Origin of the sequence: Rhizobium sp. NXC24 (assembly GCF_002944315.1) — a bacterium.
Classification (GTDB): Bacteria; Pseudomonadota; Alphaproteobacteria; order Rhizobiales; family Rhizobiaceae; genus Rhizobium.
Map to the genome: position 1 here is coordinate 4,037,774 of NZ_CP024311.1, position 13,392 is coordinate 4,051,165.

9 protein-coding genes are annotated in these 13,392 nt (G+C 60.9%); 4 read left to right on the forward strand and 5 right to left on the reverse strand.

The genetic code is table 11. The features are described from left to right. Positions 1 to 62: 62 nt before the first annotated feature. The 3 genes from NXC24_RS19785 (at position 63) to NXC24_RS19795 (ending at position 3,008) form a co-directional block, all read left to right on the forward strand. Positions 63 to 743 carry an amino acid ABC transporter permease gene (locus tag NXC24_RS19785; RefSeq protein ID WP_104825273.1) on the forward strand — a complete coding sequence of 227 codons (681 nt, stop codon included), beginning with the start codon at positions 63 to 65 and terminating at the stop codon, positions 741 to 743. Beyond that, positions 740 to 1,501 carry an amino acid ABC transporter ATP-binding protein gene (locus NXC24_RS19790; RefSeq protein ID WP_104824836.1) on the forward strand — a complete coding sequence of 254 codons (762 nt, stop codon included), beginning with the start codon at positions 740 to 742 and terminating at the stop codon, positions 1,499 to 1,501. The genes NXC24_RS19785 and NXC24_RS19790 overlap by 4 nt, the downstream gene beginning before the upstream one ends. 259 nt (positions 1,502 to 1,760) lie before the next feature. Then, positions 1,761 to 3,008, forward strand: coding sequence for a multidrug effflux MFS transporter (locus NXC24_RS19795; RefSeq protein WP_104824837.1), 1,248 nt, complete (start codon positions 1,761 to 1,763; stop codon positions 3,006 to 3,008). 52 nt (positions 3,009 to 3,060) lie between these two features. On the opposite strand, the gene NXC24_RS19800 is transcribed toward NXC24_RS19795, so the two are convergent. The 3 genes from NXC24_RS19800 to NXC24_RS19810 form a co-directional block, all read right to left on the reverse strand. Beyond that, a complete protein-coding gene (locus NXC24_RS19800) occupies positions 3,061 to 3,882 on the reverse strand; it encodes an MBL fold metallo-hydrolase (RefSeq protein WP_104824838.1) in 822 nt (273 codons plus the stop codon). Positions 3,883 to 3,956: 74 nt separating this feature from the next. Next, on the reverse strand, positions 3,957 to 7,418 hold the full coding sequence (pyc, locus tag NXC24_RS19805) for a pyruvate carboxylase (RefSeq protein WP_104824839.1): 3,462 nt from the start codon (positions 7,416 to 7,418) through the stop codon (positions 3,957 to 3,959). Positions 7,419 to 7,534: 116 nt separating this feature from the next. Then, on the reverse strand, positions 7,535 to 8,275 hold the full coding sequence (locus tag NXC24_RS19810) for a LuxR family transcriptional regulator (RefSeq protein WP_104824840.1): 741 nt from the start codon (positions 8,273 to 8,275) through the stop codon (positions 7,535 to 7,537). Between the two features lie 370 nt (positions 8,276 to 8,645). Here NXC24_RS19810 and NXC24_RS19815 point away from each other — a divergent pair, with 370 nt between their 5' ends. Beyond that, positions 8,646 to 10,415: a glucan ABC transporter ATP-binding protein/ permease gene (locus tag NXC24_RS19815; RefSeq protein WP_104825274.1), complete on the forward strand. Its 1,770-nt coding sequence runs from the start codon at positions 8,646 to 8,648 to the stop codon at positions 10,413 to 10,415. Between the two features lie 291 nt (positions 10,416 to 10,706). On the opposite strand, the gene NXC24_RS19820 is transcribed toward NXC24_RS19815, so the two are convergent. Further along, positions 10,707 to 11,798, reverse strand: coding sequence for a porin (locus tag NXC24_RS19820; RefSeq protein WP_104824841.1), 1,092 nt, complete (start codon positions 11,796 to 11,798; stop codon positions 10,707 to 10,709). Positions 11,799 to 12,146: 348 nt separating this feature from the next. Next, positions 12,147 to 13,361, reverse strand: coding sequence for an OpgC domain-containing protein (gene opgC / locus NXC24_RS19825; protein WP_104824842.1), 1,215 nt, complete (start codon positions 13,359 to 13,361; stop codon positions 12,147 to 12,149). Between the last annotated feature and the right edge of the window lie 31 nt (positions 13,362 to 13,392).

Genomic DNA, 13,392 nt, shown 5'->3' on the forward strand with positions numbered 1-13,392 from the left:
GTGAAAAAGATGCGTCCGGAACCCTTTCCGGACGCATTCCTTTATTGAGAGGCCGCTTCTTCGTGCAGCACTGGTTGCAATTGATGTGGGAATCACTGGGCTCGCTGCTTTGGGCGGGGCTCGTCTTCACCATCCCGCTCACCCTGATTACCTTCGTTCTCGGCCTGCTGCTCGGGCTGCTCACCGCGGTCACCCGGCTTTTCGGCCCGCGCCCGCTCGTCGCTGTCGCACGCTTCTATGTCTGGGTGATCCGCGGCACGCCGCTGCTGGTGCAGCTTTTCGTTATCTTTTACGGCCTGCCGAGCCTTGGCATCCTGCTCGATGCCTTTCCCGCCGCCGTCATCGGCTTCACGCTGAGCGTCGGCGCCTATACGTCCGAGATCATCCGCGCCGTCATCTCCTCGGTGCCGAAGGGCCAGTGGGAAGCAGCCTATTCCATCGGCATGAGCTGGCGGCAGGCGATGAACCGCACCATCCTGCCACAAGCCGCACGCGTCGCCGTGCCGCCGCTGTCGAATACCTTCATCTCGCTGGTCAAGGATACCTCGCTTGCCGCGGCGATCACGGTGCCGGAACTGTTCCAGGCCGCGCAGCGCATTGTGGCAACGACCTATGAGCCGCTAATCCTCTATATCGAAGCAGCCCTGATCTATCTTGTGATGAGTTCTTTCCTGTCGACGCTACAGGTCTCTCTCGAACGCCGTTTCGCCCGCTATGGCGGCACGCTGGAGGCACGGACATGATCGAGCTGTCGCACATCGAAAAACGCTTTGGCGAGAATATCATCCTGAGCGACATCAGCCTGCTCATTCCGGAAGGCACGGTGACAGCGCTGGTCGGCCCTTCCGGCGGCGGCAAAAGTACGCTGCTGCGCTGCATCAACCTTCTGGAAATCCCGACCGCCGGCATGATCCGTATCGGCGAGGAGACGGCCACCTTTCAGCCGGGCAAGAAAACCGGCTGGCAGGATATTCAGAAAATCCGCCGCCAGACCGGCATGGTCTTCCAGAATTTCCAGCTCTTCCCGCATCAGACGGCAATCGAAAACGTCATGGAAGGCCTGGTCACCGTGCTGCGCTGGCCGGCCGAAAGGGCGCGCGCCCGCGCCGTCGAGCTTTTGACCAAGGTCGGCATGTCGCACAAGATGGACGCCTGGCCCTCGACACTATCCGGCGGGCAGCAGCAGCGCGTGGCAATCGCCCGCGCGCTTGCCCCCTCGCCCCGCGTTCTTCTCTGCGACGAACCCACTTCGGCGCTCGACCCCGAACTCGCCGCTGAAGTCGTCGACGTTCTCGGCCAGCTCGCCAATGAAGGCACCACCATGGTGATGGCAACGCACGACCTGCGCCTCGCCTCGAAAATCGCCACCAGCGTCGTCTTCCTCGAGGCCGGCAACATCGTCGAAACCGGCCCCTCCCGCGCCATCTTCAGCGCCCCGACGCAGGAGCGCACGAAGCGGTTCATCTCGACGCTGAATGCCGGGCACAGCTACGATATTTGAGCGACAGCGCTGCCGGGCATCCATTGCGCCGGAAAAGGCGCATTGACCGCGCACAGCTTTCCGTCTAGCTCTGGTGTCATGAACACGGCACTCGTTCTCGCAGTGGTAGGAAGGCGCATGGGCAGGATGGTGTAACCATCCGGCGAAAGCACCCATGCGCGGTAAGCAGGCTCCTGACGGGGCCTTTTTTATTGCCCTCAATCCGGGCAGCGCCCCGTCAGATCTCCCTCGACTTCCCACTCACGCGACGGACAAGGCCATGACGCGCACCAAAAGCCGCATAGACCATTCAGCCACGCAAGCAATCGAAGACACGACCATCGGGCAAGCCGCCGCACAGCCGCGGCTAACGACCCTCATCCTGCTTTCCGCCCTTGCCGTGCTGCCGGTCAACATGATCCTGCCGTCGCTGCCGAAGATATCAGCGGCGTTCCATGCCGATTTCGCCCTCGTGAACCTTTCGGTCGCCGGCTTTTCCATCGTCACCGCGTCCCTTGAGGCCATCGGGGGAGCGATATCGGATCGGTTCGGCCGCCGGCCTGTGGTCCTGACGGCGCTTGCGATCTTCATCATCGCCTCGATCGGCTGCGTTCTCGCGCCCGATATCGGCACCTTTCTCGTTTTTCGCTCGATGCAGGCATGCATCGGGCCGTGCTATTCCGTCGCTCTCGTCGTCATCAAGGAAACATCCGACGAGCACGAGGCCGCCAGCAAATTCGGCTATCTCGCCATGGGATGGGCGCTGGCGCCCATGGTCGGGCCGCTGTTCGGCGGCTCGCTGGACGAGTTTTTCGACTGGCGCGCAAGCTTCGTCGTCCTCGCGATCCTCGGCATCGCCGCCTTCCTCCTCTCCCTGCGTGAATTGACGGGATCGAGAGCGCCCTTATCGGATGCGCGGAGGAACTACCTTGACTCCTATGGACTGCTTTTGCGTTCGGCGCGATTCTGGGCCTATACGCTCTGCATGGCCTGCTCCATGGGCGTGCTCTATATCTTCCTCGGAGGAGCCCCGCTCACGATAGGCGATTCCCTCGGCGGATCGAGCACCAAGCTCGGCTTCTACATGGGCCTGGTTCCCGCCGGGTTCATTCTCGGCAGCTATCTCGCCGGCCGCTACGCCGCGAAAATCCCGCTCGGCAGGATCCTTGTCATCGCGCGGCTTCTGACCTGCATCGGCCTGTCGATCGGCTTGGCACTGTCCCTGTCGGGAATGACGTATATCTGGGCGCTCTTCGGCCCCTGCATGTTCATCGGCATCGGCAACGGTCTCACCATGCCGGCTGCCAACAGTGGTGCAATGTCGGTCCGGGCGGATATGGTCGGCACGGCTGCGGGGCTCGCCGCCGCCATGAGGATCGCGGGCGGCGCCCTCATCGGCTCGATTGGCGGGTTGTTCATCGCGCAATCGGCGACGATCCATACCCTGTTTGCTCTGATGCTGATATCCGCGGTGCTCGCGCTGCTGGCGGCAGTCTGGGCTGCCTTGATCGAGAAGCAGAGATTGTGAGCGAAGAGAGCCTATCCGATGCGCTTGCTCAGTGCACTGGCCGGCGGATGCTTCACACCGGCGAAATCCTGTAGCCGTTGGAAACCAGCTCCACGCGCCCGAAGCCGGTGATGTGGCCGCCTGCGACGATCCAGCCTTCGCAGACAGCATCTTCCAGAGCAGCCCAGCGGGTTCTGACGGCCAGCTCGGGATCGAGATCATAGGCGAGGCCGATCTTCGGATCGCCGGGCTGCAGATCCCCCAAATGCAAGGCATCGCCCCAGATCAGGAGAGAATCGTCGCCACCGCGCAGCAGATAGCCGGTGTGGCCCGGCGTGTGGCCCGGCAGCGGATGCGCCTCTATATCGGGCAGCACTTCGCCAGCACCGATCCGCTTTATGCGGGAGCCATAGACGCGCTGCAGTTGCTCGGCCACCTTGAAGCCGCCGCGCCGCGCCTCCGGCACAGCCTCGCGCGCGACGGGATCGGTGAAGAAGGCGATATCACGGTCCGATACGAACACGTCTGCATGAGGGAAATACGGCTTGTCTCCATCGAACAAGCCAAGCGCATGGTCACCATGAATATGGGTGAGTAAAACGCTCTGGATTTCATCCGGCGCGATCCTCGCTTCATGCAACGCCGATCGCGCATGGCCGTATTTCGGCCCCCAGGAAGTGCCCGTCCCGGCATCGACGAGAAGAACACCGGAAGGCCCGCGCAGGAGAAAGCAGTTCACATCCACCTGAAGCGTCGGCTTACCCCAGCTTTCGATCGCATGTTGCCGGGCAGCATCGCCATCCGTGTGGATCAACACATCCACCGGCGCTTCGAATAACCCGTCGTGCAGAAGAGTAACGTCGTATTGCCCGACATGCAGGGAATAATCGGTCATGGATGCGACTCCGCTCGCGGGCTGCAGAAAGGGGCCGGATGACGAGCCGCCCCCTTTCCGTGTTTTATGGACGCTCAAGCGCCATATACGACGAGCAGATCCTTTGCGTCGATCTGATCGCCGGCTTTCACCAGCACCTCGGAAATCGTGCCGTCCTTCTCCGCATGCAGCGCGGTTTCCATCTTCATCGCTTCGATGGAGACGAGCACGTCGCCGGCCTTGATCGCCTGGCCGGGCGAGACGAAGACAGTGGAGATGACACCCGGCATCGGCGCGCCGACATGGGCGGCATTGCCGGTCTCGGCCTTGCGGCGGATGGCGCTGCCCGACGCACCATGGGCACGGTCCGGCACCTTGATGCGCCGCGGCTGGCCGTTGAGCTCGAAGAACACCGTCACCATGCCCTTCTCGTCGGTCGCCGTCATCGCCTGGTTGACGATGACGAGCGTCTTGCCCCGCTCGATTTCGGCAAACAGCTCGTCGCCTTCCTTCAGACCGTAGAAGTAAGCCGGCGTCGGCAGCACCGAGACCGGGCCATAGGTGTCGGCCGCCAGCGCATAGTCGGTGAAGACCTTCGGATACATCAGGTAGGAGGCGAATTCGAAGTCGTCGACCTTGCGTTCCAGCTTGGTTTCGATCGCCCTACGATCGGCATCGAGATCGGCCTCAGTGAGCAGCGAACCTGGACGGACGGTATAGGGCTTGTCGCCCTTCAGTGCCTTCTTCTGTAGTGCTTGCGGCCATCCGGACGGCGGCTGGCCGAGATCGCCCTTCAGCATGGAAACGACCGAATCCGGGAAGGCGATATCCTTGGCCGGGTTTTCGACATCGGCGACCGTCAGGTCCTGGGACACCATCATCAGCGCCATGTCGCCGACCACCTTCGAGGACGGCGTCACCTTGACGATGTCGCCGAACATCTGGTTGGCGTCGGCATAAGCCTGCGCCACCTGATGCCAACGGGTCTCGAGGCCAAGCGAGCGGGCCTGTTCCTTGAGATTGGTGAACTGGCCGCCCGGCATTTCGTGCAGATAGACTTCCGATGCCGGTCCCTTGAGATCGCTTTCAAAGGCGGCGTACTGATGGCGCACCGCTTCCCAATAGAAGGAGATACGACGGATCCATTCTGGATCGAGGCCCGGATCGCGCTCCGTTCCCTTCAAGGCCTCGACGATCGAGCCGAGGCAGGGCTGCGAGGTATTGCCGGAGAGCGCATCCATCGCGGCATCGACGGCATCGACGCCGGCGTCTACGGCCGCCAGCACGGTTGCGGCTGCAATGCCCGAGGTATCATGCGTATGGAAATGGATCGGCAGGCCGGTCGCCTCGCGTAGCGCCTTGAACAGGACCTTGGCCGCACCCGGCTTCAAAAGCCCGGCCATATCCTTCAGCGCGATGATATGCGCGCCGGCCTTTTCCAGCTCGACGGCGAGATCGGTATAATATTTCAGATCGTACTTCGGACGGGCCGAATTGAGAATATCGCCCGTATAGCAGATCGCCGCTTCGCAGAGCTTGTTCTCCTCGGCAATCGCATCCATCGACACCCGCATGTTCTCGACCCAGTTCAGGCAGTCGAAGACGCGGAAGAGATCGATGCCGCCCTTGGCCGCCTGGCGAACAAAGTATTTGACGACATTGTCGGGATAGTTGGTGTAGCCGACGCCGTTGGCACCGCGCAGCAGCATCTGCAAGAGCAGGTTCGGCGCGCCCTCGCGGATCAGCGACAGGCGTTCCCACGGGTCTTCGGTGAGGAAGCGCATGGAAACGTCGAAGGTGGCGCCGCCCCAGCATTCCAGCGACAGCAATTGCGGCAGAGCGCGCGCATAGGTGCCGGCAACCCGGGCGATGTCGAAGGTGCGCATACGAGTGGCGAGCAGCGACTGATGGCCATCGCGCATCGTCGTGTCGGTCATCAACACGCGCTTTTCGTTGCGCATCCATTCGGCGAACTTCTGCGGGCCAAGCTGATCCAGGCGCTGCTTGCTGCCGTCCGGAACCTTGCCGTCGCTATAGGGCAAGACCGGTTCGGCCGCCTTCGGCGACGGCGCCGGTCGGCCGCGGGCTTCCGGATGGCCGTTGACGGTGACGTCGGCGAGATAGGTCAAGAGCTTGGTGGCGCGGTCCTGACGCTTGACCTGCTGGAACAGCTCCGGCGTCGTGTCGATGAAACGCGTCGTATAGCTGTTGTCGCGGAATTTCGGATGGGTGATGATCGCTTCGAGAAAGGTGAGGTTGGTCGCCACACCGCGGATGCGGAATTCGCGCAACGCGCGATCCATGCGGGCGATGGCCTCCAGCGGGTTCGGTGCCCAGGCCGTCACCTTCACCAGCAGCGGATCGTAGTAGCGGGTGATAATGGCGCCGGAATAGGACGTGCCGCCGTCGAGACGGATACCGAAGCCGGAGGCCGAGCGATAGGCGGTAATCCGGCCGTAATCCGGGATGAAATTATGTTCCGGATCCTCGGTCGTCACGCGGCATTGCAGCGCATGACCGTTGAGACGGATGTCCTCCTGTTTCGGAACGCCGGACTCTTCGGTGCCGATCGCATAGCCGTCTAGGATGTGAATCTGCGCCTTGACGATATCGATGCCGGTGACGACTTCGGTCACGGTATGCTCGACCTGGATACGCGGATTGACTTCGATGAAGTAGAATTTGCCGGTGTCGGCGTCCATCAGATATTCGACGGTGCCGGCGCCGATATAATTCGTCGCCTCGGCGATCTTCAGCGAATAGGCGGCCAGTTCCTGGCGCTGCGCATCGGTCAGATAAGGCGCCGGCGCACGCTCGACGACCTTCTGGTTGCGGCGCTGGACTGAACAGTCGCGCTCGAAAAGATGCACGACATTGCCGTGCGTGTCGCCAAGGATCTGGCTTTCGACGTGGCGGGCGCGTTCGACGAGCTTTTCCAGATAGACCTCGTCCTTGCCGAAGGCGGCCATCGCCTCGCGCTTGGCCTCCGTCACTTCCTTGGCGAGATCCGCCTCAGCGCGGATGACGCGCATGCCGCGACCGCCGCCGCCCCAGGAGGCCTTCAGCATGACCGGATAGCCGATCTCCTCGGCCATCTTGGCGACTTCCTTCATATCGTCCGGCAACGGCTCGGTGGCCGGCACGACGGGCACGCCGACCGAAATCGCGAGATTGCGCGCTGCGACCTTATTGCCGAGCTGGCGCATCGTATCGGCTTTCGGGCCGATGAAGATGATGCCGGCGGCATCGCACGCATCAACGAATTCCGGGCTTTCCGACAAAAGGCCATAGCCGGGATGGATGGCGTCGGCGCCGGACAGCTTGGCGACGCGGATGATTTCGTCGATCGACAGATAGCTTTCGATCGGGCCGAGATCGCGCGAAAGATGCGGGCCGCGGCCGACCTGATAACTCTCATCCGCCTTGAAGCGGTGCAGCGCGAGTTTGTCTTCCTCGGCCCAAATGGCCACCGTTTTTATGCCAAGCTCGTTGGCGGCGCGGAATACGCGGATGGCGATTTCGGAACGGTTGGCAACCAGGATCTTGGAAATGGGCAATGCTGTCTCCTCACGGCATCGAAACGGGCAATGCTGCACCCGCGAAGAGAATTCTTAACTTCTTGTCACAAGAAGTTCAATTTCTCCTGCGACATCCGACATCAAAATAGTTGCCACTACGGAATAAGCCCGTTTCTGAAGGCGATGGCAACGATATGCTGGCGGTTCTTGGCGTTCAGCTTGTCCTGGATACTATTCATATACCAATCGACGGTGTGATTTGAGATTTTGAGCGTCCGGCTGATTTCCATGGAGGTCATGCCTTCCGCCAGATGGTTCAACACCTCGGTCTCGCGCCTGGTCAGCTTCACGTCGATAGTAGCCGGCTGCTCCAGCGATTGCGCTTCGCCGCGCAGTTCCAGAAGCCGCCAGAAGGCTTTTTTCGCCACCGCATCGAGTAGCGAGAGTTCGACGGGCGACAGATCGACCACATTGCCGCCGACGGTCATGCTGCCGAGCAGGCCGCTGCGCCCATGAATGGGGAAGATATAGCCATCGATCAGCCCGTGGGCGCGGGCATCGGCCATCATCTGCTCCATGCGCCGGCGCAGCGGATCACCCTTCAGCGCCGCCATGGCATCGCGCCAGCGGAAAGGCCGCTGCGCCCGGCCGAGATAACGGATGGTGGGGTCGATAAGCAGGTATTTCTTGGCGACATAGGTGAGCGGCCATTTGTCGGGCCAGCGTCCGGCCAGCATCAGGGTCGTGGGGTCCACATTCGGCCGCGGCTGCTTCAGCAGACCGTAGAAATCGAACTTGTAGGACCGCAGCACCAGTTCCAGCTCCGCCACGACATTCTTGGCAAGCTTGCATTCTTCAATGACCACAAGCAATTGTATTAAGGAATGAATATTCACAGCTACCCCCTGGCTTGAAAGCCTGGTTGTTCGTCAGCAGATGCCGCCTTCATGTTCCGCCTTGCCTCCCGAGTCGGCGGATGGCGGGCAAACATAATCGGATCGAAAATAAATTGAACGTCATTGGCGAAAAATTTAGTGATCAACCCTGAATAGCAATCGCATCGCTGCGCGACAATGCCATGATATAAAGTATTCTTTAATTATCACATTTCTCTGGCAGCCGATTTCGTGCCCTCGCGGCCCCTGACATAAGGGGTAAAAATTACCCTGAAAAAACAGCGTCGGATTCCGTTAATCGCCGGTTCAGGAACCAATCTGTAGCATCCGATCATTCCGAATTTTCGCAGATGCACAGAGGGTGCCCGACGTGTCGTTGTTCAAAGTCTATGCAAGAGCCCTGAAGTATCTTGGCGCGTATCGATACCGCGTCTGGATGGTTGTCATCGCAAACATTGCACTGGCGATGACCACTATTTACGAGCCGGTTCTGTTCGGCCGTATCTTCGACGCCATTGCCAAGAAAGAGGCCGCGGCGCCGACGATGATGCTGTGGGCCGGTTTCGCCGTCTTCAGCGCAGTCGCCTTCATCGTCGTTTCCCGCGAGGCGGATCGTCTCGCCCATGGACGCCGCGCCTCGCTGCTGACCGAAGCGTTTAGCCGCATCATCTCCATGCCGCTCTCCTGGCACAGCCAGCGCGGCACGGCGAGTGCTCTGAATACGCTGCTCCGCGCCTGCGAAGCCCTCTTCGGCCTCTGGCTCGAATTCATGCGCAACCATCTGACGACGGCGGTCGCACTGGTCGTGATGGTTCCCACGGCCATTGCCATGGACCTGCGCCTGTCGGCCGTTCTCATCCTACTCGGCGTCTTCTACTGGATCATCGGCCGTCTGGTCATGAACCGCACGAAGGATGGCCAGACCTCGGTGGAAAGCCATTACAACACGGTGTTCTCGCATGTCAGCGACAGCATCAGCAACGTTTCCGTGCTGCATAGCTACAACCGCATCGAAGCCGAAACCAGGGCGCTGAAGTCCTTCACCGAACGACTGCTCGCCGCGCAGTATCCGGTTCTCGACTGGTGGGCGCTCGCCGGCGCGCTGAACCGCACGGCCTCGACCGTCGCGATGATGGCGATCCTGATGATCGGTACGGTGCTCGTCCAAGACGGCAGCCTGAGCCTCGGCGCGCTCATCACCTTTATCGCCTTCGCCAACGTGCTGATCGGCCGCCTGGAGCAGCTCCGCAACTTTGCCAACCAGATCTTCGAAGCACGTGCCAAGCTGGAAGACTTCTACACGCTGGAAGATTCCGTGCGCGACCGTGAAGAGCCGGCCGGCCTTGCCGAAATCAAGGACGTCAAGGGCGAAGTCGAGTTCCGCAACGTATCCTTCGGCTTCGGCAATACGTCGCAGGGCCTGCACAACATCAACTTCACGGTGAAGGCCGGCCAGACGGTCGCCATCGTCGGCCCGACCGGCGCCGGCAAGACGACGCTGGTCAACCTGCTGCAGCGCGTCTTCGACCCGCAGGACGGCCAGATCCTCGTCGACGGCAACGACATCACCAAGGTGACACGCAAGTCGCTGCGCCGCTACATCGCCACCGTCTTCCAGGATGCCGGCCTGCTGAACCGCTCGATCAGCGACAACATCCGTCTCGGCCGCGAAGGCGCGACCGAAGAGGAGATGGTCCGCGCCGCCCAAGCGGCTGCCGCCAACGACTTCATCGAAAATCGCGAGAGCGGTTACGAGACCCGGGTTGGCGAGCGCGGCAACAAGCTCTCCGGCGGCGAGCGCCAGCGTATCGCTATCGCCCGCGCCATCCTGAAGGACGCGCCGATCCTCGTGCTCGACGAAGCGACCAGCGCGCTCGACGTGGAGACCGAGAACCGGGTCAAGGCGGCGATCGACAATCTGCGCCAGAACCGCACGACCTTCATCATCGCCCACCGCCTGTCGACGGTGCGCGAGGCCGATATCGTCCTCTTCCTCGACAATGGCCGCGTGATCGAAAACGGCAGCTTCAACGAGCTCAGCCAGAGCAACGGCCGCTTCGCCGCCCTGCTTCGCGCCAGCGGTATCCTAACGGACGACGAAGTCCGGAAGGCACATACCACGGAAAACGAAGCCGCCTGATATTTGCAAAGGGCTTAAAGATCGAGGCCGGGAGAGCGATGCTCTTCCGGCTTTTTTGTTGCCGACAGCGCGGAGTTTATCAGGCAAGCACGATGACGCCGCAGCCCTGTGCCTGGCCCCTCGCAAGAAACATCCCCTTCGAATACGGCAACTAAACCAAAAACAAGAAAGGCCCGGCAGGGAACCCGGGCCTTTCTCCTTCTCTGATCGGAGGTCAAATCGGTTTTGGCGTCAAGCTGGAGTCACGGCCGACGTCAAACCGGTTGCGACTGGCGTCAAACCGGGATCAGATCAGAACTTGCGTTCGAAGCGGAGCACGCCGGCCCACTGATCCTTGTCGGCAGCGTCCCAATCCGTGTAGGAGACTTCCGGCTCGATCAGCAGGTCCTTGACCGGACGCCAGGCAACGTTGGCGGTGGCGGCGAGGATCTTCGAGTCGGTGTAAGCGACTTGAGCATTGGCCTGCAGCTTCGGCGTCAACTGGTAGCTGGCGCCCGTCCAGAAGGCCCAGTCGCCCCAGCCGCAATCCGCGCCATTGGTCGGGCAGGCTGAGCGGTTGCTGTTGAGGTAAGAACCGGCATACTTGTTCAGCTTGTCGCCATCCGTGTTCCAGCCGCCCATCAGGAAGGCCTTGAAGTCGCCGAAATCGGCGTCGATGCGAGCCTTGATGGCGCCTTCTTCGACGATCGAGTCATAGCCGCCGATGACCCGGAGGGTCCATGCACCGGCCTTGTAGCCGGCGCCGGCAACAACGTCAGGAGCATAATGATCGGCCTTGCCGGTGCGCCATGCGCCGCCGTAGGACGAGGTGTCGGCCGACGAGTTGGAATCTTCCAGCGAGATCACTGCCGTGAAGCCGTTGCCGGCATCATATTTGTAGGTGAACTGGTTGAGTTCCTTCGGGCCGTCATAGACGACGTCGTCGTTGATGACGTTGCCGGCATAGCCCATGAAGAGGTTGTACTGCGAGTCGAGCTTACCGACGGTGAAGCCGGCGAGGCTGATATTGGCCCAAAGCAGCTTCGTGCTCGTGGAGTTGCCTTCCTGCCAATCCCAACGGTAGACGGTGTTGGTCTTCAGCGGGCCGTATTCGGTATCGCTCGCCGTGTCGATGCTGAGCTCGGCGCGAGTATGCCAAAGCGTACCGTTCTTGCTGTTGGCGTTGTAGGCATCGTACCATTCGCCTTCGGTGCGGACGCGGCCGCCGATCTTCAGGCAGGTTTCCGTGCCGGGAATGAAGAAGTAACCGGCGCCAAAGGCGTCGCAGATGCGAACATATTCAAGCGGCTCCGGCTCGGCGGCCACGATGGCGTCAGCCGCCTGTGCTCCCGAAACGGCAGCCAGAGCAGCGGCCGAACCGAGAAGAAGACTTCTGATATTCATAGATTACTCCAATCCAGTATCGATTGGGCATGAGCTATCGCGCCGAAAAATCGACGTTCCCTACCCCATTCCCGTTTTGACAATCCCCACGAATGCGCCGCGCCCGTCGTTGGGACGCGTATAGCGCCGGGGTGGCGGCACTCCCCGAGCGCCGTCACGGTCCCGATGTAGGCAATTCAATTTTGCACAACAAGATTTCGAGCAATGGAATCTTTGCTGCAACGCACTGGATTGTCATTGCGTTGCAGAAAAATCACGTCACACTTCGTTCACACAAGTGTCGCAAAACGAATTGGGAATATAATTCAATGGATTACGTGTTGTGGTAGCCGATGGCCGCAGAGCCGACTATCGGCGCTTTTCGGTTCGCACCGGCAGTGGAATCGTCGCTATGGACGTCGCAAGGGACGGGCGGCTGACTGCATCCTGCCGCTTATGCTCGAGATAATAGGCATAGGCGAACTGTGCGGCGATCCCGACGAGCACATAGGCGCCGCCAACGGCCGGATCCTTGTCGGTAACGTAGAGGATGACCTGGCCGGCCATGGCGAGGATCGTGCCCGCAACGAAAATGCTGAGGGAATGCCGTCCAAGGATCGTCAACGGATGATCGGCGGACCGACGCAGCAAGCGCGAAACGGACGGCACAGTGATGATGAGATAGGCGAGCGCCAGCACATGTAGCAAGCGCGGCAGCGACAGAAATGTCTTGTCGAAACCGGTGACGACCGTCGGGAGACCAAACGCAGCAAGATGATCGCCCAGCACCCAGAGCTTGTCGGTGACCCAGATGAAGGACAGCACGACATAGGCGAGCGACAGCGCAAACAGGGCCGGATTATAGGATATCCGGCCGCCGCGCTTCACATGCATGACGGCAACGAAGCCGATGACGAACAGGAACTGCCAGGACAGCGGATTGAGGAACCAGAAACCATCCAGCAACGTCGTGTGCGGCGCCATCTGATAGATGCCAGCGACCAGCCAGACGCTGCCGGAAACCAAAAGCAAAAGCAGCGGGCTTCGCGCCTCTAGCACCAACATCAGCGGCAGCATCAGGAACAAGGCGCCATACATCGGCAGGATGTTGTTGTAGCCGATCTGGTGGCCGAGCAACAGCAGGGCCGGAATGCCGCGAGCCGGATCCATCAGCACGGCAAGGATGTTCACCTCGCAGAGCAGGCCCGCCTGGCGGAATACCCATGCGCCGGAAATGAACAGCACCAGCGTGATGAAAGTGGTGATCATATGCGCGGTATAAAGCGTGAAAGCGCGCTTGACCGCCTTTAAGGCAGTTGAAAGCCGGTTGCCCGGCTTGAACCGCGTGCCATAGGCAAGACCGACGGAGATGCCGGAGATCAGCACGAAGGCTTCCGCCCCGTCGGAGAAACCGAAATTCTTGGTGGTCAGCCGCTCGAGGAACTGACCGGGCACATGATTGATGAAGATCGTGATCAGGGCCAAAGCCCTCAGAACATCCAGTCTCGTATCCCGCTGCGTCGTCGCCTTCGGCAAGGTGATTCGCGTTGCCGAGGCCACGTCGATATTTGCCCTGGAATTCATGGACCTCTCCTGTTCCGACAACCAAATGCGA